Origin of the sequence: Formosa sp. Hel3_A1_48 (genome assembly GCF_001735715.1) — a bacterium.
Taxonomy (GTDB): Bacteria; Bacteroidota; Bacteroidia; order Flavobacteriales; family Flavobacteriaceae; genus UBA3537.
The window spans coordinates 236312-261778 of record NZ_CP017259.1 but is presented as its reverse complement, the minus strand read 5'-3'; the positions used below and the strand labels follow the sequence as shown (position 1 = coordinate 261778).

Sequence of the window (25467 nt, the reverse complement as noted above, 5' to 3'; positions counted from 1 at the left end):
TACCATTAATTGGGGTGGTAATCTATTACTTTAATTGGCTAAATTTTGGTTAACTTTTGAAACAACAATGATAGAATTTGATAATTTTGGAACTTCATTTTAAATTAAATTTGAATAAATTGTTATAATTCACAATATGCATACTTTTAAACAATTTATTGTTTTTTTCTTTGTCTTAATTTCATTCAATTGCCTTGCTCAAAAGTTACTACCATACATTGAAGATCCACAATGTATAGGGGTTAACAAATTAGCGCCCAGATCAACATTTTTTTCTTATGAAAGCCTAGATCTTGCTCGGTCAAACAAACTTGAGTTGTCTGAAAATTATAAATCACTAAATGGAATTTGGCAGTTTAAATGGTCCGAGTCCCCAGAACAAAGACCAATTGACTTCTACAGCCCTAATTTTGATTCTTCGGATTGGGACCAAATTGCTGTACCATCGAATTGGGAGCTAGAGGGTTATGGTGTTCCCATTTATAGCAATATTCCCTACCCATTTAGTTTTGATAAAACACCAAACCCACCAGATATTCCAGATGGTTATAATCCCGTTGGTTCATATAAACGTAATTTTACCATTCCAAAAACTTGGGAAGGAAAAAAAATTAGAATACATTTTGGTGCGGTAAAATCTGCTTTTTTTATTTGGGTTAATGGCGAAAAAGTTGGTTACAGTCAAGGATCAAAACTACCTGCAGAATTTGATTTGACAAAATTTTTAAATATTGGAGAAAACTCAATTTCGTTGGAAGTTTACAGATGGTCTGATGGAAGTTATCTAGAAGACCAAGATTTTTGGCGACTTTCCGGGATTGAAAGAGATGTCTATCTTTATGCCACACCCAAAGTACACATTAGAGATTTTAGTGTTTATGCAGATTTAGATTCCACTTACAAAAATGGAATATTTAAACTTTCAGTTGATTTCTCCAACGAATTTATGAGAAAAATCAAAGGTAGCTTGCGCGTAGTTATATCAAAAAATGATAAAATCATTTTTCAGCAAACGCAAAAGTATTCTTCTATGAAGGATGAATCATTACACTACGAAACAATAATTGATGAAGTGAAGTCGTGGTCGGCTGAAATTCCTAATTTATACACCCTTGATATGGAATTTAGGAATCAATCTGGATCAATAACTGAGGTAATTTCAAGAAAAATTGGTTTTAGAAATGTAAGGATTCAAAACAGTCAAGTTTTAGTTAATGGACAACCAATTCTAATTAAAGGAGTCAATCGTCACGAACATAATTACATCAATGGTCATGTAGTTAGTAAAGAAAGCATGTTGGAAGACATCAAAATCTTCAAAGAAAATAATATTAATGCTGTAAGAACGAGTCATTACCCTAATGATCCTTATTTTTATGAGTTATGTGATCAGTATGGTATTTATGTTTATGATGAAGCCAACATTGAATCTCATGGTATGGGCTATGATCTTACTCAGACCTTAGGGAATGATCCTAAATGGCTAAGCGCTCATATGGAACGAACAGAACGAATGATAATAAGAGATAAAAACCATCCTTCAATTATTGCTTGGTCACTGGGCAATGAAGCAGGGAATGGGTATAACTTTTATCAGACTTACTTGAGAGCCAAAGAAATAGATTCTACTCGATTTGTGCATTATGAACGCGCTAATAGAGAATGGAATACTGACGTCATTGGGACCATGTATGCAGATTATCAAACTATTGAAGACTATGCCAATGATGAGTCTCAACAAAGACCAATGATTTTGTGTGAATATGCTCATGCTATGGGAAATAGTTTAGGCGGACTAAAAGAGTATTGGGATTTGTTTGAAAAATATCCTAAGCTTCAGGGGGGGTTCATTTGGGATTTTCAAGACCAAGGTCTACTTTCAGAACAAAATGGAAAAGCATTTTTTGCTTATGGTGGTGATTTTGGTCCAAAAGATGTTCCAAGTGACCATAATTTTCTTAATAATGGCCTTATTCAAGCGGATAAAAAGCCTAATCCACATCTTAAAGAAGCCAAACAGCTTATGCAAAATATTAAATTTTTAAACTTTGATGTCGACACTGGTATGTTGGAGATTAAAAATGGTAATTTTTTTGAAACCTTATCCAACTATGAATTACACTGGAATATAATTGAAGATGGCTTGGAGGTTTCAAAAGGAATTATCAAAGAATTGAAGGCTCAACCACAAGAGAAATGCTATGTTGAAGTACCTTTGTTTAATAATTTGAACGCTAACAAAGAATATTTTTTAAATCTTTCTGTTAAATTAAAAAAATCAAAACTATTACTTGAAAAGGGATTTGAAGTGGCCAAAGAACAATTCAAATTGCAGGACAAAACCCTTGTAAAAATTTATCCAAAAAATGGTAACTCAATAATAGAAGTGAAGGAAAATAAATCTAACCTAACATTGTCTACAGAAGAGTTTGAACTCATCTTAGCCCTTGATAAAGGGATAATGACTTCTTACACCTTTAAAGGAGTCCAATTGATAAAACAAGGTGGTCAAATCAATTTTTGGCGTGCACCAGTTGACAATGATTATGGTGCCAATACTCCAATGATTTACAAGGAGTGGAAAGACATTGGACAATCCGAAGCAGATCTTGAATATGAAATAAAAACAAAAAGTTACAGTGAAATTGAAGTCAGTTTTAAACAACACATTTTAAATGGAGATGCTGAGCTGATTCAAAGTTATATAATTCACTCGAGTGGAATTGTTCAAATTTCAAATAATCTATTGGCTCTAAGAGGTAAATCTGAAAAAACTTTTGGTCTCAAAGGTAAGCGGGCTAAAGTCCCTGAAGGATTACATTCTAATTTTTATAAGTTCGGTAATGAGTTTATTTTAAACTCCGATTTAGCATCTGTTAAGTGGTATGGTAGAGGACCTCACGAAAATTACATCGATAGGTTAGAATCCGCTGATATTGGTCTTTATGAAAGTACCCCAAAAGATTTATTTACTTTATATGCTAGGCCGCAAGACAATGGTAATAGAACTGATATCAGATGGGTAGAATTTTCTGCTGGGCCTGAAGTTGGCTTACTTTTTTATAGCGATGTCCCTTTTAACTTTTCTGCTTCCCACCATAAAAAAGAGGATTTAGATTCGGGCAGCTCAAAAAGATTAACTCAAAAACACGTCCGATTATTAGAGCCTCAAAAGGATATCTTTCTAAATATAGATGGTTTTACTTCTGGTGTTGGTTGTGTAAATAGTTGGGGTGCCTTACCATTAGAACAATACAGACTACCATATGATAATTATCAGTACTCATATTGGCTAATTCCTAACCAACGCAATTAATAAACATATTTAAAAACTCATTTTATGACCAGTAACTTTCAATTTTTAGACTATGCCATATTTGTGGGCTATGCCATACTAATTTTAGGAGTAGGACTTTGGATGTCCAGAGACAAAAAAGGACATCAAAAAACTGCTGAAGATTATTTCCTTGCCAGTAAATCACTTCCATGGTGGGCAATTGGAGCTTCGCTCATAGCTGCTAATATTTCTGCGGAACAATTTATTGGAATGTCAGGATCAGGATTTGCCTCTGGATTAGCCATTGCTTCCTATGAATGGATGGCGGCTTTAACTCTTATCATTGTAGGAAAATATTTTCTTCCAATTTTTATTAAAAAAGGAATATATACCATTCCCGAATTTGTAGAAAAACGCTATTCGACAAATCTTAAAACTATACTTGCTGTATTTTGGATTGGACTTTATGTTTTTGTTAATTTAACTACCGTACTTTACCTAGGAGCTTTAGCTTTGGAGACAATTTTAGGGATACCCTTGATTTATGGGGTAATTGGCCTTGCACTTTTTGCTGCTGCTTATTCCTTGTATGGTGGGCTTTCTGCTGTGGCATGGACTGACGTGATTCAGGTTGTTTTTTTAATTTTAGGCGGAACAATAACCACTTATCTTGCCTTAAATACAGTCTCAGGAGGTGAAGGCTTTATTTCAGGATTGAAATCGGTATATCATGCTGTTCCTGAACGTTTTGCTATGATACTAAAACCAGAAAATCCAGAATATGTTAACCTGCCAGGAATTGGTGTGCTTGTTGGCGGCATGTGGGTTGCAAATTTATATTATTGGGGTTTCAACCAATACATCATTCAGCGAACATTGGCAGCTAAATCTCTTAAAGAAGCTCAAAAAGGGATATTGTTTGCCGCTTTTTTAAAATTAATTATTCCGCTCATTGTAGTTATTCCTGGGATTGCTGCCTATGTCATTATAAATGATCCAAACATTATGGCATCTTTGGGAGACTTAGCTTTACAAAATACGCCATCTGCTGATGCCACTGACAAAGCATATCCATGGCTATTACAATTACTTCCAGTTGGACTTAAGGGCTTGGCTTTTGCGGCACTTACAGCAGCAATTGTCTCTTCATTGGCCTCAATGCTAAATTCAACATCAACTATTTTCACAATGGATATTTATAAACAATATTTAGGCAGAGACACTTCTGATAAAACCATTGTATCTGTGGGGCGTATTTCCGCAGCAGTTGCACTTTTGATAGCAGTTTTTATTGCTCCTCTTTTGCAAAACCTTGGACAAGCATTCCAGTTTATTCAAGAGTATACCGGTGTGGTGAGTCCTGGAATATTAGCCGTATTTTTATTAGGGCTTTTTTGGAAACAAACCAGTAATCGTGGTGCTATTGTAGGTGCATTAGCTTCAATTCCGGTGGCTATGTATTTTAAAGTGGCTCCAAAAGGATGGTCAAATAGTACTCTTTTTGTTGATGTGCCTTTCATGGATCAAATGGGTTACACGGTATTAATTACGATGCTAATTATTATTGTCGTCAGTAAGTTAGAACACAAAAATAAGTTTGATAGCAAAGGGATTATTTTAACTGAAAATATTTTCAAAACATCTCCTTTGTTCAATATTGGGTCTTTTGCATTGATGCTTATTTTGACAGCGCTGTACGCTGCATTTTGGAGCTAGAAATATTAAAATTAAATCAAACTTCGAAGTCTTCTTGCTGCTTGTTCTGCTGTGATATCTCTTTGTGGCATCCCAAACATTTCATAACCAACCATGAATTTTTTTACGGTTGCACTTCTAAGCAGAGGGGGATAAAAACTCATGTGCCAATGCCAGTGGTTGTTATTTTTATTGTTAGTTGGTGCTTGGTGAATACCACTTGAATAGGGAAACGAACAATCAAATAGCTTGTCATACGCTTTGGTTATTATTGATATTGCTTCAGCAAAATCTACTTTCTCGTCCTTGCTTAGTTGGGTTATATTTTGACAATGTTTTTTAGGTAAAATCATTGTTTCGAATGGCCACATGGCCCAAAAAGGCGTCAGTACAACAAAAGAATCATTTTTATAAATGACTCTTTCATTCAAATCCAATTCTTGGGTTAAATAATCTTTTAAAATGCTTCGCTGATTGGTATTGAAATATTTCTGCTGATGCTCGTCTTTTTTTATTATTTCATTGGGTAGTGTAGACTGACTCCATATCTGTCCATGAGGATGTGGATTACTGCACCCCATGACCGCTCCTTTGTTTTCAAAAATTTGTACATAATTGATATTCTCCATTTGCCCTAATTCTTCATACTGTTGACACCACGCTTCAATAACCTTTGCTATGGCCAAGACTTTCATATCAGCAAGACTTTTAGAGTGATCTGGGCTAAAACAAATCACTCTGCAAATACCACTTTCACTCTCGGCTTTTAATAAACCTTCATTAACACTGTAAGGAATGTAATTTTCTTTTAGTGCTGCAAAGTCATTTTGAAAAATAAATACATCATTATAGTCTGGATTTTGCTCGCCATTTATTCTGGTGTTTCCCGGGCATAAATAACACTCAGAGTCGTATTTTTTGGTTTTTCTCTTTGCAACAGTCTCATTTTGACCTTGCCATGGACGTTTTGATCGGTGCGGGGAGACTAGAATCCATTCTCCAGTTAAAATATTATACCTGCGGTGTGAATTGTGTTTAAGAAAATGATTCATATTTATATCTTAATTAAATGGGTTCCTTTTGAAATATTGACGTCATATATTGTACAGGGTTTTCCAAATGTTTCCAAAAATTTATGTTTTGTAGTAGTTTTAAAATCATCAATATTTTGTTGTTCTACTAAGTTAATAGTGCAACCACCAAAACCACCCCCCATCATTCTTGAACCATAAACAAAATCCATTGATTTTGTTGTTTCAACTAAAAAGTCCAATTCTTCACAGCTGACTTCATAGTTTTTTGAAAGGCCCTCGTGGGTTTTGTACATTAGATCCCCCATTAATTTAACATTCTGTTTTTTAATAGCCTTGGCAAATTCTTTTACCCGTTTATTTTCACGAATGACATAAAGGGCCTTGCTGTAATCCGATTTTGAAATTTGATCTTTGATTAGATTGAGGCTCTTTTCTGTAGTATCTCTGAGTGATTTTACGTTTAGCAAGTTTGCTATTTTTTCACAAACAGCTCTTCTATTATTATAGGCACTCTCCGAAAGGTCGTGTTTTACATTAGTATTAACTAAAACTAATTTCAATGATTTAAGTTTCAACTTGTAAGGGACAGACTTGGTGGTTCTACAGTCCAAAAACAAAGCACTTTTTTTCTTTCCCAACATACTAGCGTATTGATCCATGATTCCGCAATGAACACCCACAAAGTTGTGTTCAGCTTTTTGAGAAATTAAAATCATTTCTTTCTTTTTTAAACCCAAATTATAAAGTTTATTCAGCCCATAAACAAAACTATTTTCAAGGGCTGCAGAGGAAGACATTCCTGCACCTCCTGGAATATTACCAGCAAAAACACTATTGAAATTACCGATAGTAATTCCTAGTTTTTGTAATTCGCCAATTACTCCATTCACATAGTTTCGCCATCCACCATTTTTTTGTGGTGAAATCTGATTCAAGTCAATTTCATGACTTTCTTTTTTATTTAGTGCATAAATACGACTTGTTTTTGATGATGATTTATTTATGGCTAAAACAATACCTAAATCAATAGCTGCAGGGAAAACAAAGCCATCATTATAATCTGTGTGTTCCCCAATTAAGTTAATTCTACCCGGAGAGAAAACCATTAAAGGATCTCCATGAAATTGCGTTTTAAAACTCTCTTTCACGTTATGTATCAACTCTTTACTCATATTGTTTTTGATTTTATTGAAATGTCCAATGTCCATTTAATATTAAATTTTTCTTTTGGATTTAATTTTTTCAGGCCAATACCGTTGTTAAAACTATCTGATACTCCAGTCATAGGTTCAATTGCAATGGCGTTTTCGTGTTTTGGTGTATAAAGTTGTAAGTATTTTGATTCATCAGAAATGGTTAGATTGGCACGGTATCTCTGCGTGTCAAAAGCCACATTGTTATCTTCCAAAACAAAAGCATCGTCTAAACTCATATTGTTAAGATATAGAGGGTTTGGAGTTTTTAAAACAGTAATCCCTGTTGTAATGTTACGTTCATCAGACTCTAACTTTTGCGTACTATTAAATTCTAAACTACTTTGAGTGTCATTCATTACAAAATAAGGATGCCAGCCAATTGTGAAAGGAAAGGGGATTCTGTCAGTATTTGTAATTTCGATTTCTAATGTCATGGCGTTTAGGGAAATTTTATAAATCAGATTAATTGTGAATAAAAATGTAAAACCAGAATGAGGTTCTATTTCATTATATGACAATCTTACCAATGCACTTTTTGAGTTACAATTTTGCTCTACAACATTAAATTTTTTATTGTAAACCAAGCCGTGTAAAGCATTATTCCCTGCTGTTTCATTACACTCTAAGTTGTAATTTTCACCCATAAAGCGGTATTTACCGTCCTTAATTCGATTTGCAAAAGGAAATAAAATCGAGGACGCATAAGTATGATTGTAGGGTAGATGTGAAAGGTTTGTGATAATCTCTTCATTACCAATTACCAATTGTTCTAAACTCCCACCGTTGCTCAAACTAATGTTAGCTTTGGTTGTTTTACAACCGCTTGTTATTTGAAGGGTTTGCCCTTTTCCAGAAGAAGTTTTGTGAATCTTAAACATGATTTATAGCGATTTTCTGAGGAAAACTTTTTTTGGATTTTCAATTTGACTTAAAGCATTGTTTTTAAGCATTTTTGCCAAATGACTTCCCATGAATTTAAAATCTGCTGATATTGTGGTAATACCGCCCTCTAAGATTTCTTTGAGGAGTGTGTCATTAAATGAAATTATTCCAATATCTTGCCCAAGTTGATAAGACGTTTGTTTTAATTTTTGTATGGTTATAATTAAATCTCTATCATCCAAGGTAAAATAGACCTCGCCTTTTTGGATCACTTTATCATCAACCCCTCCTAGTATTCCGTGCTTAATTTTATTTCTTGAACAAAACAATTCAAATCCACTTTTTATCCCTCGAGGTTGTTTGTTCGCATCGTATATTAATATTAGTTTTTTATAGCGTCTAATATTTTTATATAACACGGTTAAACCTTCATAGATATAGTTCTCAAAATTTTGATAAATTGAAGGGAAATGACTGAGTGTTTCCTGAGTTTGATCTAAAATATAGGTTTTATTCTTGGGCAAAGGTTCAAGAATCTGAGCAATCCCAGAAAAATTAGCAGGCATAATGACATAGTACCCATAATTTCCTGCACTTTCATCAATTATTTTTTTAAACAAATCAAAATTGAAATGATGAAAAAAAATATCGACTTGATAATCGTCCTCGAGTTCTTCTAAAAATGAATTATAAAGATCTTCTTTAAAAGAATTCAATTCATCAAATAAAAGAAGAATTTTAACTTGTACTTTAATATCTGTTGTTTTTACATAATACCCCTTGCCAACAACAGAATAAATCACCCCGCGAGCTTTCAACTCGTTGAAAGCAGTAATTACAGTGTCTCTGGAGAGTTTGAATTTGTTTCTAAGATCATTTAAAGAAGGTAACTGGTCTCCAATTTTAAGTTCACCAATGATTATAGCATTCTCTACAAAACTAATAATTTGCTTATATTTCGGTACCTTTGAATTCATTTGTTTTTTTGCAAAAGACATGTTACAAATATATAATAAAGAAATTAAAAAACAACTAGTACGAACTAGTATGTTTTTTGTACATTTGTATTTTTAAAATTAGAACAGAACATGAATAAAAAAATTATAGTTACAGGGGGTTGCGGCTACATTGGATCTCACACTGTAATAGAACTCATAAAGAATAATTTTCAAGTGGTTATTTTTGATGATTTATCCAACTCATCGCAAGACACTATAGGTCGTATTGAATCGATTACAGGCGTACGTCCCGTTTTTGAGCAAGTAGATCTTAAAGATGTAAATCATACCAGTCAGGTGATTTTAAAACATAAAAATGCTTTTGGAGTGATTCACTTTGCAGCGCACAAAGCCGTTGGTGAGTCCGTTCAAAAACCGTTAGATTATTATCAAAATAATTTATATTCTTTGCTGAATACACTTAAGGCACAACATGAAAATGGAATTCAGAACTTTATTTTTTCTTCATCAGCAACTGTGTATGGTAATCCAAAGTCCTTACCTATTACAGAAAATAATCAGACCCAACGCCCTTTTTCTCCTTATGGGAATACAAAAAAAATGGCTGAGGAAATTTTAGAGGATTTTTCCAAAGCTTATACTGATTTCTCTGCTATTTCTTTACGTTATTTTAACCCAATTGGTGCTCATGAATCTGGAGAAATAGGAGAGCTACCTAATGGAATCCCAAATAACCTGATGCCTTACATTACACAAACTGCAGCAGGCATTCGCGAAAAATTAATGGTGTTTGGTAATGATTACGATACAACAGACGGTACACCAATTCGAGATTATATTCATGTAGTGGATTTGGCCAAAGCACATGTCAAAGCTTTGTTTAGACTAATAGAAAATAAACAAGAACAGGCTTTAGAGACCTTTAATTTGGGTACTGGAAATGGATTTTCTGTCATGGAGGTTATCGAATCTTTTGAACGCGTATCGGGGATAAAATTAAATTATGAAATTGTTGGTCGACGACCAGGTGATGTCCCCCAATTATTTGCTGCAACAGATTTAGCGCATCACAAATTAGGTTGGAAAGCAGAGCTTGGACTTGACGAAATGATTGACTCAGCGTGGCGATGGGAACAAAAATATAGGGCTACTACAACTGCAAAATAACATTATGCACAAAAGATTATTTTTAATCGGTTTATTTATCACCTCATTAGTTGGTTGTAAACAATCAAATCAATTCGAAACCATTTCAACTAATAGACAACAAATCCCCGGTATGGTTTGGATTTCTGGCGGTATTTATGACATGGGGGCTTCTGATGGCGATCGTATGGCACTACCCCACGAAAAGCCCAAACACACAGTAAAGGTGGATGGGTTTTATATGGACGAGACCGAAGTCACCAATGCACAGTTTTCTAAATTCATTGAAGCAACAAATTATATAACAACCGCAGAGCGACCAGTGGATTGGGATTTAATCAAACAACAATTGCCTCCAGGCACCCCAAAGCCTCAGGATTCACTTTTATTACCAGGATCTCTTTTGTTTAAAAAAACAAAAGAATCGGTACCTAATCTCTATGACTTTTCGCAATGGTGGCGATGGACTAATGGGGCCAATTGGAAACAACCAGAAGGGAAGGGAAGCAGTATAGATGAAAAAGATAATCACCCTGTTGTTCATGTATCCTATGAAGACGCCATGGCTTATTGTAATTGGGTTGGTAGGCGATTACCCACTGAAGCAGAGTGGGAATTTGCAGCTCGTGGTGGTAAGCGCGATAAGATTTATTTTTGGGGCGATTTAACGGATAAATTATCATCCTATGTCAACAGCTGGGAAGGGGAGTTCCCTGTGGATAATACCCAAGCCGATGGCTTTGAAAAAAGTGCACCGATCAAAACCTATCCTCCAAACGGTTATGGGCTTTATGAAATTTCTGGCAACGTATGGGAATGGACTAGTGATTGGTATAGCAGTCAGTACTATCAATACTGTAAAGAAAATTCAATAACTAATAATCCGAAAGGACCTAATGAGGCCTTTAATCCTAATAATCCGTATATAGATGAGCGTGTGATTAGAGGTGGTTCTTTTTTATGCAATGCCTCCTATTGTGCCAGTTACAGAGTATCTTCAAGAATGGCCACCGATCCAAATACGTCTTTAGAACATTTGGGTTTTAGAACGGTGATGGACTTAAAAACGGAATAGTTTTTTATTTAAAACTAATTTCACAACACAAAGCTCATATTTCCTGAAAATTAGTCAAAAAGGTTTAAATATTTACCATAACATAAGTGTAACATAAAACATAGATAAATCAGTATTATATTTGGTTAATAAATGATTAAGTATTCTACTGTTGTTTGTTTAATTTTGACACCTAATCATAAGATATTAGTGAGGTATTTATTTCTTTCGGTTTTTTTAATTTTTCATGTTATTATTCAAGCTCAAGTACGCAAGAATTTAGAAGCATCTCCTATAAAAAATCCTCCCGTAATTGATGGGATACTTTCTGAAGAAATTTGGAACAATTTAAACCCTGCTACTGATTTCACTTTGATTTGGCCAGAAACGCGTCATGGCAACAAAATACCTGTAGAATTTAATACAACAGCATATGTTGGATACGACCACAATGCTATTTATATAGGTGCAATTCTTAATCATCCAAATCCCGACAAGATGCCCAAACAGTTTAGTCAGCGGGATGATATCTGGAATGTAAATGCGGAGACTTTTTTTGTAACCCTAAATACATATAATGACGATTTGAATTTTTTTGGGTTTCAAATCACCAGTGCAGGTACAGTTGGTGATGTATATTCTTCAGGTCCCATTGGGTCTGACGATTTTTTATATGACACAGTTTTTGATGCTAAGGTGCATTACAATTCAGATAGTTGGAGTTTGGAAATGGTAATTCCCTACAGTGCACTTCGCTTTCCTGAAAAAGAGGTGCAACTATGGGGTTTGAACTTTGGGAGAAAAATTCAAAGTTTGGATGAGACTTACGTGTGGAGTCCCGTTAATGCCAACGAATTAAAATATCATGAGTATAATGGAACCCTTACAGGAATTGAGAATATTAGCCCCCCTATAAGGCTGTTTTTCTACCCCTATGTTCAGTCATCCATAAATCTTCAAAAAGGAGCAAGATCAGCGTCTTCTTATACGGCTGGAATGGACATAAAATATGGATTGAGCAGTAGTTTTACGTTAGATGCGTCTCTAATTCCAGATTTTGGCCAAGTTGCCTTTGATAATGTAGAACTTAATTTAGGCCCATTCGAGCAACAGTTTTCTGAAAATAGGGCCTTTTTTACTGAAGGTGCAACCTTGTTCGAAATTGCAGATGGGGGTATGGGCGGTGGATCGTTTTTTTACAGCCGAAGGATTGGAGAAAAAGTGTCGGTAGGAGATGATTTATTAGACGACGATGAGCAAATATATAATCTTGATAGGACCCCACAACTATTAAACACAGTTAAGGTTACTGGAACAACAAGCAAAAATCTAAGTATAGGTTTTCTTAACGCCATTACCAATAAAGTAGATGCTGAAATCGAAAATCTGTCATCATATGAAAGAAGAAGACAAACCATTCAGCCTTTGGTGAATTACAACGTTCTTTCATTATCTCAACAACTGTTGAATGACTACTCATCGGTAAGTTTGCTCAACACCAACAAAACTGGAAGTGATGGTTTGTATGGCAACAATGTAGCTTTTGTAGCAGACTTGTTTGATGACAACAGAGACTTCAATATTAAGATAAAAGCTTTTGGCAGTAAAACACCTAAAAATAACAATGATAACGGATTTAGATCGGGGATTAGCCTAAGTGAGTTAAAGGGAAATTTTAGATACAATATCAGTTGGTGGGGTGTTGACAAACATTACAAACAAAATGAATTGGGGTATTTTAATTTTATAGATCATCAAAGTTATGCTGCACGAATAAGCTATCAAATCCTTAATGAGTATGGTTTTCTAAGAAAGTATAGCAACTACTTAAGATTTAACGACACGCGTACCTTTCACTCTTTTGATAGAAAGTTTTGGGGCTTGAGGTTTGGAAACGATTTCTCAACACAAAATTTAATGGTTTTTGAGGCTGATTTTGCCTACAAATCCATTACTAAAAATTTTGATGAACCTAGAGTCTATAACCGTTTTGTTCTTGAGCCAGAGAATTTTCAAGTAAAGCTGGGTGTACAGTCCAATAAAAACAAGGACTTCTCATATAAAATTCAATGGAATAATTTTGCTTATTTTAATGAGGATTATGATGAAAATTGGTCTCGAAACAGAATTAATGTTTCTACGCTTTATCGCTTTTCAGAGCAATTCTCATTATCACTAAAGTCCAACCACCTTCAAGTAACAGACGATGTTGGATTTCTTCAATCCATAAACGATGACATTTATTTTGGGAGAAGAGATATCCGTACGGTAGAAAACAACATTGATTTCAACTACTTTTTTGATAGTAAAAAATGGATCAACTTAAAACTAAGAAACTATTGGAGCAGAGCCAAATACGATCACATTCTGTTTAGCCTTAATGAAAATGGAGAACGAACTCCATCAGACTTTTCTTTATTGGATTTTGATCCTGATACAAACTTCAACATATGGAACTTAGATATTAATTTTGAATGGTGGTTTGCTCCTGGAAGTAATTTGGTATTATTGTATCGAAACCAATTATTCAGCAGAGACAACACCACTGAATTAGATTACTTTGGAAGCTTAGACAATCTTTTTGATCAAACCACGCAGCATCAATTTTCGCTAAGAATAAACTACCTGATTGACTTTAATCGCTTACGAAAGAAAAAAACTTGAGTTCACGTTTACAGTTTAACTCAATTAAATTTAACCTGAGCAATGTGTTCAAAAAACTCCATGAGGTTTGAACTATTGTAAGCTTGGGTCACAAATAACCCTCTGATATTCAGAGGGTTATTTTGTTTTAGGAAGGTTGTATTTTTCTCTTTTGATGGTTGATTTCAGCTAAAAGTTTGTGAGTTTTAATAATTTAAAGTTTGAAAATTAACATGATATTGACAACTTAAAAAAATTACTATAATTAAATTAATTAAATTTGTAACTATTGCAAAAACTACGAGCCCCTAATCTTGAGATAATTTAAGGCCTATGAACCATTAAATTTAAATAAATGAAATCAATAAAACTTAAGGCGTTTTTACTAATTCTAGCAGCTTTCACGCTTACACTTTTTACTTGCGAAAACACTGATGAAACGCCACAAGATCAGGATACTGACAATACCTTTTTAATGAGGTCTATGTCTGAGTTAATGGGCCAATTTGATGATAATGGTGACTCAGATGATACGCAAAACCCAAGTGGTAATATGGTTATGGATTTTTGTTTTGAGTTTGTGTTTCCTATTGATTTTTACCTAAGCAATAACACAATCACTACAATCAATTCCATCGAAGAATTAGTGGAAGTATTGATTAACTCCGGTGATGATCTGTATATAAATGACATTTTTTATCCATTTGATGTTTTGGTCTTTAATGACGATACAAATTCAATCGAATCATTGACAATTGAAAATGATGAAGTATTTGCTAGCTTGTTGGATGCTTGTGCTTTTGATCAAGACGACGACAATGTCTGTTATGAAATTTATGATCCAGTCTGTGTTGAAATTAACAACATCTACAATGAAACAATTATTTTGGTTTATCCAAATGATTGTTATGCTGGCCTTGATGGATTTTCCGAAGAAGATTTTTTAGATGATTGTGCGTCAAATTATGATGACCACGATGGCCTCTTTGACAACGATTGTTTTGATTTGGTTTACCCTATTGTTTTAGTAAATTCTAATGGAGACACTGTGACTATAAATAGCGAGGAAGCTCTATTGCAATACATTGAGGAATGGTATGCAGAAAATTGTAATAATTTAGATGATTGCACTTTTGATTTTGATGTTTCATTTCCAATTACAGTAGAATATTATTCAGAAAACAATCAACAATTTCAAACAATTGAAATTAGTTCAGAGGAGGAATTGGAAAGTTATGTTGAAGAATATTGTGCGTCAAATTATGATGACCACGATGGCCTCTTTGACAACGATTGTTTTGATTTGGTTTACCCTATTGTTTTAGTAAATTCTAATGGAGACACTGTGACTATAAATAGCGAGGAAGCTCTGTCGCAATATGTTGAGCAATGGTATGCAGATAATTGTGACAATTTAGATGATTGCACTTTTGATTTTGATATTGTATTTCCAATTACAGTAGAATATTATTCAGAAAACAATCAACAATTTCAAACAATTGAAATTAGTTCAGAGGAGGAATTGGAAAGTTATCTTGAAGATTACTGTGATTAAAACAACCTATTAGTCCTATAAAATGAGCTATTATATTAACGAAAAACATAACTTTTAACATTTTAAAATTAACCCTATGAAGAAATTAGTTATTCTAGTTTTTGGATTAAGCTTTTTAGCATGTAATGAAGATGATCAAGTAAATTTATCATTATATAACTCTAACCTGAGTATTATTGAAAATTTAAGTAATGGTGTGTCCGTTCTAGATATTTTGAACGAAAACAATAATGATTCTTCTTTATTGTACGGACTTGAATATTTTGGGGGATATATCTTTTATGTTGATGAAAATGACGGCAGTCTCATTGTTGCTACAGATTACTCTGAAATAGGTGATGTAGCATGGGGGGATGTTTTTAGTTTGGATACAAGTGCTGAAATTGGGAGTGGAGATCAAAACACTCAGGATATTGTTCAAGGAAATTTGAGTGACCATAGTATTGATGGTTTTGAGTTCGGGAGTGATAATTATGCTTTTAAAATTGTGACCGAATTAGAATACAATGGTTACTCTGATTGGTTTATTCCAAGTAGTGGATCCATGGCTGCAATCTTTGACCATGTTCACTCAAGAGGCATGGGTAATTTTGACGAATCTCTTTTTTACTGGTCTTCAACCAAACAAGGCTACAACCCTTATGTAATGGCTTTCAATTTGGATTGGGGTGGTGATGCTTTTTTTGGAAGTTGTGTTGATGTCAATGGGCTTTTGATAGCTCGTAAAGTTTTGAATTAATAATTTCATTTTTTCAATGCTTTTATTTTTTTGAGCATAAATTTCAATATTATTTTTTACGATGCATAAAGTAGTTGTTCTTAGCTTTTTATTTTTGTTTTGCTGTTCTAGAGTTGATCTAGCAAATGCGCAAAAAGGCGATGATGTATTTACTATATATCTCGTTAGGCATTCTGAAAAGGAGTTGAACATTAATAATCCTTCCGATCCACCTCTTAATTCCTGTGGAGTTAAAAGAGCGGAGCACCTACGTAATTTTCTTTATGATGTGCATTTAAATGCTGTGTACAGCACAGATTATTTACGTACAAAAAATACAGCTCTGCCAACAGCTTTGTCTAAAGGATTGCAAATCAAAATATATAATCCTGGAGACCTCGAGGCTTTTTCATCATTATTATTAGAGGCCAAGCAAGATGTGCTAGTAGTGGGTCATAGCAATACAACAGGTGTTTTGGCGGGACTTCTTGTTGGCGAAAATTTATGCTCTTTCGATGAGTCTATTTACGAGCGCATTTACAAAGTAGTGGTTTATAAAAATAAAGGGCAACTTCATTTGCTGTATTCTTCTTTTGACTGTACGGATTAATTTTGCTATTTGTAAGTTGCAAGTTTTTTTCACTTCTGACCACTTTTAGTTTAAACATTTGTATATTAATGCTTTATAACCAATTTTCAATCACCTTTTGAGAGCTAAGATATTTTTTATTGCAATTATCTCTTCGATTTTTACTATCAATAGTAGTCTTTCACAAGTTGTGCCTATTGATAATTATTCAATCAACGGATTTGGTCAAGTACAACTATCTATCGAAGGTCAGTTGGGTAAATACTATATCCTTCACGCACAACATAGCCCAACATTCAATTGGGCGACTTCACTAACAATTGGAGTTGATGGAACAATGATTATTTCTGAATCTTCTGGAGCTTATCCTCTTGAGCAGTATTCCATCACTGAACATGATGTTTCAAATCCTGACGATTATGATGAAGATGGTATTGATGATATTACAGAATTTAATAACATGCCTACAGATTCGCCTTTCAATTATGCTTCTGCGATTGATTTCGTTGATGGTACTACTTCTATACCAGATGCAGAAACCTTTATGAATTTGGCAACTGTAAACAATGTGGGTTGGGCCCCCTTTCTTGATGATCAATTGTATGTTAAGTTTGGTATACTCGATCGTGATACCGACGAACCAAAGGTGTATTTTATTAACAGTAATACTTATGTTATTCACGCAAGTTTTTGGAGTGGAATCGGAGCTTCTGTAACTGGGGATGATGGATCTGGAGAAATAGTTTTTAACCCCAATGTTATTTTACCTTCTGGAGTTATAGGTACTTATTCGTTCAATTTTTCTTTTGGGGACGCCTATAATTTTGAAGAAACCCAAAGAACATATGAGTTATTAGTTGCAAGTATGCCTTTCCTCCAAAATAACATGAACCACTTCATAGGTCAGGCTGATGAAAATAATCATTTAAATAATTATGCTAGCGAATTTGAGGGCTCAAGAGTTGATGTGGTTTTGGAGTCTGATGTCTTTGCTGAAGTCAATTACATCCCTTTTCATGAGGCAGAGGGTTATGGATTCTTTAAGCATATGCAAGATTTGAACGAAACACCAGGAAGTCGTGATATAGTACTTTACGATGCTTTACCCAATTCATTACCTAGGGTTGGTGGGATTATCACTTCTGTGATTCAAACGCCACTTTCGCATGTCAACCTGCGCGCTATTCAAGATAATGTCCCAAATGCTTATATAGCCGATCCTTTATCCATAGACTCTATTGCAAATTTACTTGGGGGTTATATATATTACAAAGTTGAAAATGAACAGTATGAAATTCGTGAGGCCACCTTGGCTGAAGTGAATGACTGGTATGAGGAGCTAAGGCCAACTGAACCACAAATTCCTGTAAGGGACTTGAGTGTCTCTCAAATCATGCCTTTAGATGATATTTCATTTGAAATGTCCACTTCTTTTGGCGCCAAGTGTTCCAATGTAGCGACCATGCGTTCATTTGGCTTTCCCGAGGGAACGATTCCAAACGGTTTTGGTATTCCGTTTTATTATTATGACGAATTCATGCAATTCAATAACTTTTACCAAGAGGCACAAGTAATGATTGACAATCCAACTTTTCAGACAGATATCAACTTTCGGATCGATCGACTAAAAACGTTTAGACGATCGATAAAAGACGCGCCAATGCCTCAATGGATGCTGGACGACTTACAAGCAATGCATGATGATTTCCCAGAAGGAACAGCTGTTAGGTGCCGTTCGAGCACGAATAATGAAGATTTACCGGGATTCAGTGGAGCAGGTTTGTACACTTCTAAAACGCAATATATTGACGAAGGGCATATATCTAAATCTATTAAACAAGTCTACGCGAGTATGTGGAATTTTAGAGCATATGAAGAACGGGATTTTTACCGTGTGGACCACTTTTTGGCCGCCATGGGGGTATTGTGTCATCCCAATTTTCAGAACGAGCAATCCAATGGAGTAGGTATTAGTATTGATCCTATTTATGACACAGAAGATACATTTTACTTAAATACGCAAGTCGGTGAATCGCTCATTACTAATCCTGATCCGAACTCAGTACCCGAAGAAATTTTATTATATGAAGATCCTACTCAAGGAGGAGGCTACTTAGTGCTAAGATTATCAAATTTAGTCAATCCTGGGGAGTTGGTGATGGATCAAATTTATTTGGATCAGATGAGGGATTTTCTGAGTATAATTCACGACGAATTTGCACTGCTTTACGGGGTTGATGGCGCTGAAGGTTTTGGGATGGATATTGAATATAAGGTTACTGCACAAGATCAATTAGCAATCAAACAAGCTAGACCTTGGGTGTCATTTTGGGCAGATATAAAAGGGGATTATGACTTGGGTGTTGCTTCTGTTGTAGCCCCACAATCATCATCAACTTTAAGCAACAATGAATTGGTGAGTGTCAACATCGTTAATTATGGTTTAAACGATATGAGTAGTTTTGAGCTTGAACTCGTGGTTGACAATGAGTCAATACAGACAATAGCTATTAATCAAAACATTGCTCCCTTTAGTTCTGCTGATGTTCAATTTTCCACTCCTGTGGATTTTTCAACTGTTGGAGATTATAACATCACGGTTAATTTGAGTCACCCTGATGATGAATACGAAAACAACAATACCTTAAGTCATGTGCTACGTAAGGTTTATGCTTTAGACGCCGCTATCGCTATAGGAGACCATTCTGTTGTTTGTAATGATGTTATCGAACTTGATGCTGTGTTGTCCAATTTAGGTGAAAACACTATAACTGATGTTCAAATTGAAGTAGAGGTTAATGGTGTTGCTGTTGATCTAATAAATGCTGTGGTAAATGTACCATTTCAAGAAGAGGCTGCAGTCACCATTTCAATTGATAATAATCTTCAACAAACAGCTAACAATATCCGTCTTAACTTGTTGGAGGTCAACAATCAATTTGATGATGATTCATCCAATAATTCAGCACTATTTAGTGCAGATTTAACGTCTAATTATGATCTAATCACTCTTGTGATTAATGCTGATAATTACCCTCAAGAGACCTCTTGGAAACTCATTGATGATAGTGCTGGTCAAGTAGTTACCCAAGGCACTTTACAACTTAATACAGAGTTCTATTCTGAAGAAATTTGTGTGGATTATAGTTCTTGTTTTACACTCTATATGTACGATTCCTATGGCGATGGGATTTGTTGTGGTTTTGGTCAAGGAAATTTTCAGTTGCTAGACAATTCTGGGACTACAATTGTATCAAATGACGGTGATTTTGGATCTAAAGCCGTAGAGGTATTTTGTCTAAACGAAACAGGCTGTGCAATTACGGCTGATATTTCAATCTTTCATACTAGTACACCTACTGCGCAAGATGGTTCTATTAGGATAATTACCAGTTCTGGGCTGAGTCCTTTTCAATACAGTATTAATGGAGGTCAAAGTTTCTCTGACAACAATACTTTTGAAAATCTATCTAATGGTAACTATAATGTCTTTGTTCGTGGAGCGTATGGACTGTGCACCTATGAGGAGACAGTTTTTATAGATGCTTGTAATTTTACTGATGTAGAAATTAATACAACAGCAGTTTCTTCAGTTGTAAGCTCAAATGGTTCAATTGAAATTACACCCACATCAGGGATAGTTCCATATCAATACAGTATAGATGGGGGGCAAAATTTTGTAGATTCTAATGTTTTTTCTAACCTAGCTGTTGGTAATTATAACGTCGTTGTGAAAGATGGCTCAGGTATTTGTTCCTATGACGAAGAGGTGCCAATTGAGGTTAAAGAACCTGTAGTTATAAATGAAATAAATTATAGATCAAGTCCATCAACTGACCCTGGAGATTGGATTGAATTGTACAATCCAAGTTCTGCAGCAATCAATGTTTCAAATTGGGAAGTCAAAGACAGTGATGATGCTCATGTTTTTGAAATCCCTGCTGGAACACAATTACAAGCGTTTGATTATTTAGTATTTGTTAAGGATGAGTTGAAATTTACTACTGTATTTCCTGACATTCCGTATGTTGGTGAATTAGGTTATGGATTAGGGAGTTCAGATGCTGTTCGCTTATATAATTCTTATGGAAATCTTGTCGATGAGGTATATTATCAATCCGTAGCACCATGGCCAGTTTGTGCAGATGGAACGGGAAGTACTTTAGAACTTATTACTGCTGATTTGGATAATTCCCTAGCGGAGAGTTGGAATTGTATTAATATTAATGGTAGTCCTCATGCAATAAACAGTCTCGAGCCATCTGTTGATCCAGAAAACAGTTCACTTACTTTATATCCTAATCCCGTACAGAATATCTTGTATATTACTGGGGATGATTCTGAGGATTATGACGTTGAGGTATTCTCTGTACTAGGACAATTGGTATTGTCTGTGGTGAATGTGACTCAAATTGAAGTAGGCGGCTTTAATGGTGGGTTGTATTTAATTAAAATCACCTCTGAAAATTCAACCCAAGTCAAACGGATTGTAAAGTTTTAAATTGTTTCATTCAATGTCATGTGCCAGTTTATCGATTGCTCATAGGCACTTCCATAAGAAGGAGTTCAGCATTTGAATTCGCTACAATTTCAATTTCAGATGTATTCCACAAACCATACCCATCTCGATCTTCTACTAATTGGTTATTAATCGTAGCTTTTCCATTTAAAACAAAAAGATATACTCCGTTTTTTTCTGGATTTTTGAGCCTGTAGTTCATGGATTTACCTTCGTCTATATCGATCATGCTAAACCAAGCTTCTTGATGAATCCATACACCCGAGTCATTTGAATTTGGGGATAAAACTTGTTGGAATTTGTTGTGTCTGTCCTCAATATTTAGGGAAATCTGATCGTATCTTGGGCTCACATTGTGTTTGTTAGGCAAAACCCATATTTGTAATAATTTTACAGGCCTATCTTTATTTTTGTTGTATTCCGAGTGGGTAATCCCGCTACCTGCACTAAGTACTTGTATATCCCCCGATTTTATTACTGCTGTATTATTCATACTATCTTTATGTTCCAAATCGCCCTCAAGTGGTATGGTAATGATTTCCATATTATCATGTGGGTGTGTACCGAAGCCCATTCCTGCAGCAATGACATCATCATTTAATACGCGTAAAACGCCAAAGCTCATTCGTTCTGGATTGAAATAACTGGCAAAGCTAAAGGTGTGTTTTGCTTGCAACCAGCCGTGCTCGGCTGACCCTCGTGTGTTTGATTTATGAAGTACAGTATTCATATTTTGTTGATGAGTATCTAGCGAAGCTAGTTGTAAGATTTATTTTGTAAATAATTCGAAATTAAACTAAAAATGCATATAAATTTGATCTAAATAATATGGCGCTGATTAATTACTTTGGTTGTAGGTATCAAGCGGTTTTTCCGCTCAGTAGTGTCGCTAATTCTTCAGCATAATCAATAAATTCTATGGTTTCATCAGTTCTTGCCAATTTAATTTTATCAAAAATAAATAGAGCTTCACCATTACTTTCTAAATGATAAATTTGGTGATTCTCAAAAAAGCGAATGATATCATCTGTAAAAAAGGAACGAATTTCCGTCTCGCTATTCCCCATGAGTAGGAATTTCTTAGAAAACCCGGGATACATCTCAAAATTTATGTCTTTGTATCCTGTGAGTGCTACCACTCGATCAAAAATTTTGCCTAGAACACCCTCTTTTTCCATAGCAAAAACAGGTATTTTCTTATTTAATTTTAAGACCATCATAGTGGTATTGAATGTTTCTGCAGTAAAGGCTTGGCCTTCATTGAAGGTAACATCCGCAATTTCCCAAGACGCATCGAGGCCTTCAAATGTACCTTTAAGGCAATTGTATTTACGCTCAATAGGTCTAATTTCAAAAAAATGAAATTTTTTGAGGTATACGGTGTCCCAATCAACTTGACTAGTATATTGATAGTCTCTTTCAGTTGCTAAATTTCGTAAGCGCTTTTGTCTTTGTGATAATTTGGTAGCAGAGCTGGTCAAACTAATTTTAAGTGCCCTGTTGTATGTGGAAGAGGAGACGTGTGCATCCAGCCCTGTGATAAAAGCTTTACCGCCCGAAGCTCTTTGAGTTTTTAAGAATTCTACTAAAAAGTCCATGTAGGTAATCCCTACTAATCTTGTTTCAGATAAATCGATATTAACATCTGCGCCTGGTGGAATCTGTGCCACTAGTTTATTGGCTTTTAGAATTCCTAAAAAGTTTGCTATTCCTCTAATTTTTAAATCAAAACTCCCGTCTTGTCGTTTTAACAATTTTGTTCTCGGATGGTACACCATTTTAAAAAATTGGGCAATGGATACTCTTGCCAATAACATGTGCGTGACCAGTGCCAATATTAATCCACCGAGCAAACCAATCAATAAATTAGTATATAGAGTTAAAATCATGGTTCCGACAAAGAATATAAGTTGCTCAGTTCCTTGTTTGTAGGCTTGTTTGAATACTGCAGGTGATGCCAGTTTAAATCCGGTATAGACTAATAGGATTGCAAATGCGCAGAGTGGTACTTGTCTCATTATCGGACTTAAAATCACAATAAAAACCAACAACAAGAGTCCTTGGTACATATTGGACCATTTGGTTTTCGCACCATTGTGTATATTCACTGTACTTCTAATAATAACAGCAATGATTGGTAATCCTCCAATCAAGCCAGCCGCTACCGTACTTATTCCAATTCCAGTCAAATCTTTGTTTAAATCTGTTTTTCGTTTGTAAGGATCAATCTTATCTACTGCTTTTGCAATGGCTAAGGATTCTATACTGGTGATAATCAAAATTGAAAATACAGTTGTCCAAAACTCAATTGTATTGATTTTACTAAAGTTTGGATGCATTATTGAATCTGTAATTGTGTTGGGGATATCCAATAAAAGATGAGGTCCTACTTCAAAAGGTTTTCCAAAAAATGATAGGGTTTGCTGATCAAAGAAATTGAAGGCATACACAAAAGGAATTGAAAGGGCAATCACCCACATAGGCGCCGGTAAGAGGTGAAAAAATCTTGAATTTGTTTTTGAATGAAACAACAATAAAAACAATCCTGTTATTGCGATAAGTAAAACAAATGGATTTGCTTTTGGTAAGAACACTACAGCATCAATAAGGTTTTGTATGATGCTGGGGCTGTCCGAATGCGTCCCCATGGCGACATGGATTTGTTTTGCGAAGATAATAATGCCGATAGCCGCTAAAATTCCATGAATTACTGAACTGTGGAAAATATCTGCTAAGCGCCCTAATTTTAATATGCCCAACAGCATTTGAATTAATCCTGAAATGACTACAGCCGCCAAAACATAATTAAAAGCTTGCCCAGAACCATCATCCATAAGTGTTATGCCTAAAAGAATAACTCCGATAACTCCTTTTGCAGGGCCATTCACTGAAATATGACCACCGCGGTATAAAGTGGTTACTACACCGCCAACAATTGCTGAGAATATACCGGACATGGCAGGTGCGCCAGCTGCTAGAGCAATGCCTAACGAAAGGGGTAAGGCAATAAGTGCAACACTAACTGCAGCAATTAAATCACTCTTCCAATTCTCAACTAGTCCTTGAATCCCTTTTTTGGGTAGTGCTTCCATAAATGTGAATAGGCCTTGGTTAATTAATTATTATAGCTAAAATAGTAAATATTCGCAATTATAAATAATGATTAGCTTGCACTGTTTATTAAATTAAGGAATTACTATTCATTTTATATTGAATAGGGGTAATTTTCAATGATAAAGCCTAAATTTAAAGTTTTTTAATCACTCACTGAAGCACACAATTAAAAAGTATAGTTTAGTACTTTTTTGTTTGATGACAACAAACATCTGATTTACATTGACAATAATTTAGATTGTAAATGTGAAAGATGGCCAGCACTAGAGCTGCAATGTATGTAGTGACCTCAGCTAAATCTTTCCAAGCTGTTTTTTCATTCACAATCAGTAGAAACAATAAGGTCCAGCTCAGCCATAATGCATATTTTACTTTTGTGTTTGTTGAATTTTTTGTAGATCGATAAACAGCAAATACAGATATTGTTAAAAAAAGGAAATCTAAATTTTTCCACCACAATGGTGCTGTATTCAAATGAACTGAAGAGTAGCTCTGTACTGCGAACAATAACGGAGTCATAAGACAATGTATTACACATAAAGAACTGGCTATTGCGCCAATTGTATCGGGCTTTTTTAAACTTAAATTCATCAATTTGTTTTTAATGCAACTAGGTTGCAAATATAATCATTGCATTTGTTGAAGCCACAAAGAATTAATAAATTTGTTGTAATGGGCATAATTAGACAAACTTTGGCGGTGAAACTTTTATTAAGTGAATTTGAAAAAGAGTCATCTGCTATTTCAGCAATTGAATTAATCAAGCGCCTTGGTTCTCAAGTCAACAAAACCACAATTTATCGTTTGTTAGATAAACTAGAAGACGATGGTTTGCTTCATTATTTTTTGGATGCTAAGGGTGTTAAATGGTTTGCTAAATGTAAGGGGTGTTCTAAGTCTAATCATTCAGATGTCCATCCTCATTTTCAATGCACGGAATGTGGTACAGTAGATTGTTTAGAAATTCAAGTTAACCTTCCTGAAATCCCCAATCGTAAAGTTATTAATTCTCAAGTTTTAGTATTGGGTCAATGTGACCGCTGTTTGAACTAGAATTCTAAGCTTAAAGCTATTTGAAACTGGCTT

17 protein-coding genes are annotated in these 25467 nt (G+C 34.8%); 10 read left to right on the top strand and 7 right to left on the bottom strand.

All coding sequences use genetic code 11. The annotated features are described in order from the left end of the window. The first annotated feature begins 136 nt into the window (after positions 1 to 136). Positions 137 to 3316 (top strand): glycoside hydrolase family 2 TIM barrel-domain containing protein, encoded by a 3180-nt coding sequence (locus FORMA_RS01145; protein WP_069673935.1) that lies wholly within the window; start codon positions 137 to 139, stop codon positions 3314 to 3316. A gap of 24 nt (positions 3317 to 3340) precedes the next feature. Then, positions 3341 to 4993, top strand: coding sequence for a sodium/sugar symporter (locus FORMA_RS01140; protein WP_069673934.1), 1653 nt, complete (start codon positions 3341 to 3343; stop codon positions 4991 to 4993). Between the two features lie 11 nt (positions 4994 to 5004). On the opposite strand, the gene FORMA_RS01135 is transcribed toward FORMA_RS01140, so the two are convergent. The 4 genes from FORMA_RS01135 to FORMA_RS01120 are packed head-to-tail and all read right to left on the bottom strand — an operon-like array spanning position 5005 to position 9082. Beyond that, positions 5005 to 6024 (bottom strand): UDP-glucose--hexose-1-phosphate uridylyltransferase, encoded by a 1020-nt coding sequence (locus FORMA_RS01135; RefSeq protein ID WP_069673933.1) that lies wholly within the window; start codon positions 6022 to 6024, stop codon positions 5005 to 5007. Between the two features lie 2 nt (positions 6025 to 6026). Further along, positions 6027 to 7178 (bottom strand): galactokinase, encoded by a 1152-nt coding sequence (gene galK, locus FORMA_RS01130; RefSeq protein ID WP_069675397.1) that lies wholly within the window; start codon positions 7176 to 7178, stop codon positions 6027 to 6029. Then, a complete protein-coding gene (locus FORMA_RS01125) occupies positions 7175 to 8080 on the bottom strand; it encodes an aldose 1-epimerase (protein WP_069673932.1) in 906 nt (301 codons plus the stop codon). The genes galK and FORMA_RS01125 overlap by 4 nt, the downstream gene beginning before the upstream one ends. A 3-nt stretch (positions 8081 to 8083) precedes the next feature. Further along, a complete protein-coding gene (locus FORMA_RS01120) occupies positions 8084 to 9082 on the bottom strand; it encodes a GntR family transcriptional regulator (protein ID WP_069673931.1) in 999 nt (332 codons plus the stop codon). A 90-nt stretch (positions 9083 to 9172) separates the two neighbouring features. Between FORMA_RS01120 and galE the strand changes: the two genes are divergently transcribed. From galE to FORMA_RS01085, 7 genes are all read left to right on the top strand, one after another. Beyond that, positions 9173 to 10210 carry a UDP-glucose 4-epimerase GalE gene (galE, locus tag FORMA_RS01115; protein ID WP_069673930.1) on the top strand — a complete coding sequence of 346 codons (1038 nt, stop codon included), beginning with the start codon at positions 9173 to 9175 and terminating at the stop codon, positions 10208 to 10210. A gap of 4 nt (positions 10211 to 10214) precedes the next feature. Continuing rightward, positions 10215 to 11264 (top strand): formylglycine-generating enzyme family protein, encoded by a 1050-nt coding sequence (locus FORMA_RS01110; protein WP_083236596.1) that lies wholly within the window; start codon positions 10215 to 10217, stop codon positions 11262 to 11264. 189 nt (positions 11265 to 11453) lie between these two features. Beyond that, positions 11454 to 13907, top strand: coding sequence for a DUF5916 domain-containing protein (locus tag FORMA_RS01105; protein ID WP_157506005.1), 2454 nt, complete (start codon positions 11454 to 11456; stop codon positions 13905 to 13907). 334 nt (positions 13908 to 14241) lie between these two features. Continuing rightward, complete coding sequence (locus FORMA_RS01100; RefSeq protein WP_069673928.1) at positions 14242 to 15441, top strand: hypothetical protein; 1200 nt, start codon at positions 14242 to 14244, stop codon at positions 15439 to 15441. A gap of 76 nt (positions 15442 to 15517) precedes the next feature. Beyond that, on the top strand, positions 15518 to 16180 hold the full coding sequence (locus tag FORMA_RS01095) for a hypothetical protein (protein ID WP_069673927.1): 663 nt from the start codon (positions 15518 to 15520) through the stop codon (positions 16178 to 16180). Positions 16181 to 16241: 61 nt separating this feature from the next. After that, entirely contained in the window at positions 16242 to 16769 is a 528-nt protein-coding gene (locus FORMA_RS01090) for a SixA phosphatase family protein (RefSeq protein ID WP_083236535.1), read from the top strand. Between the two features lie 97 nt (positions 16770 to 16866). Next, positions 16867 to 21249, top strand: a complete 4383-nt coding sequence (locus FORMA_RS01085; RefSeq protein WP_069673926.1) for a PEP/pyruvate-binding domain-containing protein — start codon at positions 16867 to 16869, stop codon at positions 21247 to 21249. 28 nt (positions 21250 to 21277) lie between these two features. Here the strand turns inward: FORMA_RS01085 and FORMA_RS01080 are convergent, their stop codons facing one another. From FORMA_RS01080 to FORMA_RS01070, 3 genes are all read right to left on the bottom strand, one after another. Then, positions 21278 to 21997: a pirin family protein gene (locus tag FORMA_RS01080; protein ID WP_069673925.1), complete on the bottom strand. Its 720-nt coding sequence runs from the start codon at positions 21995 to 21997 to the stop codon at positions 21278 to 21280. Positions 21998 to 22127: 130 nt separating this feature from the next. Beyond that, positions 22128 to 24359: a SulP family inorganic anion transporter gene (locus FORMA_RS01075; protein ID WP_069673924.1), complete on the bottom strand. Its 2232-nt coding sequence runs from the start codon at positions 24357 to 24359 to the stop codon at positions 22128 to 22130. Between the two features lie 202 nt (positions 24360 to 24561). Continuing rightward, the gene (locus FORMA_RS01070) at positions 24562 to 24972 is read right to left on the bottom strand and encodes a MerC domain-containing protein (protein ID WP_069673923.1); all 411 of its coding nucleotides are present in this window, start codon (positions 24970 to 24972) and stop codon (positions 24562 to 24564) included. Between the two features lie 81 nt (positions 24973 to 25053). Here FORMA_RS01070 and FORMA_RS01065 point away from each other — a divergent pair, with 81 nt between their 5' ends. Then, positions 25054 to 25434, top strand: coding sequence for a Fur family transcriptional regulator (locus FORMA_RS01065; protein ID WP_069673922.1), 381 nt, complete (start codon positions 25054 to 25056; stop codon positions 25432 to 25434). Positions 25435 to 25467 lie beyond the last annotated feature (33 nt).

Bases quoted from the DNA above. Each gene is read 5' to 3' on its own strand.
- FORMA_RS01145 (WP_069673935.1), top strand. From the start codon at position 137: ATGCATACTTTTAAACAATTTATTGTTTTTTTCTTTGTCTTAATTTCA.
- FORMA_RS01070 (WP_069673923.1), bottom strand. From the start codon at position 24,972: ATGAATTTAAGTTTAAAAAAGCCCGATACAATTGGCGCAATAGCCAGT.
- galK (WP_069675397.1), bottom strand. From the start codon at position 7,178: ATGAGTAAAGAGTTGATACATAACGTGAAAGAGAGTTTTAAAACGCAA.
- FORMA_RS01110 (WP_083236596.1), top strand. From the start codon at position 10,215: ATGCACAAAAGATTATTTTTAATCGGTTTATTTATCACCTCATTAGTT.
- FORMA_RS01065 (WP_069673922.1), top strand. From the start codon at position 25,054: ATGGGCATAATTAGACAAACTTTGGCGGTGAAACTTTTATTAAGTGAA.
- FORMA_RS01140 (WP_069673934.1), top strand. From the start codon at position 3,341: ATGACCAGTAACTTTCAATTTTTAGACTATGCCATATTTGTGGGCTAT.
- FORMA_RS01080 (WP_069673925.1), bottom strand. From the start codon at position 21,997: ATGAATACTGTACTTCATAAATCAAACACACGAGGGTCAGCCGAGCAC.
- FORMA_RS01100 (WP_069673928.1), top strand. From the start codon at position 14,242: ATGAAATCAATAAAACTTAAGGCGTTTTTACTAATTCTAGCAGCTTTC.
- FORMA_RS01125 (WP_069673932.1), bottom strand. From the start codon at position 8,080: ATGTTTAAGATTCACAAAACTTCTTCTGGAAAAGGGCAAACCCTTCAA.
- galE (WP_069673930.1), top strand. From the start codon at position 9,173: ATGAATAAAAAAATTATAGTTACAGGGGGTTGCGGCTACATTGGATCT.
- FORMA_RS01135 (WP_069673933.1), bottom strand. From the start codon at position 6,024: ATGAATCATTTTCTTAAACACAATTCACACCGCAGGTATAATATTTTA.
- FORMA_RS01075 (WP_069673924.1), bottom strand. From the start codon at position 24,359: ATGGAAGCACTACCCAAAAAAGGGATTCAAGGACTAGTTGAGAATTGG.
- FORMA_RS01090 (WP_083236535.1), top strand. From the start codon at position 16,242: ATGCATAAAGTAGTTGTTCTTAGCTTTTTATTTTTGTTTTGCTGTTCT.
- FORMA_RS01120 (WP_069673931.1), bottom strand. From the start codon at position 9,082: ATGTCTTTTGCAAAAAAACAAATGAATTCAAAGGTACCGAAATATAAG.
- FORMA_RS01095 (WP_069673927.1), top strand. From the start codon at position 15,518: ATGAAGAAATTAGTTATTCTAGTTTTTGGATTAAGCTTTTTAGCATGT.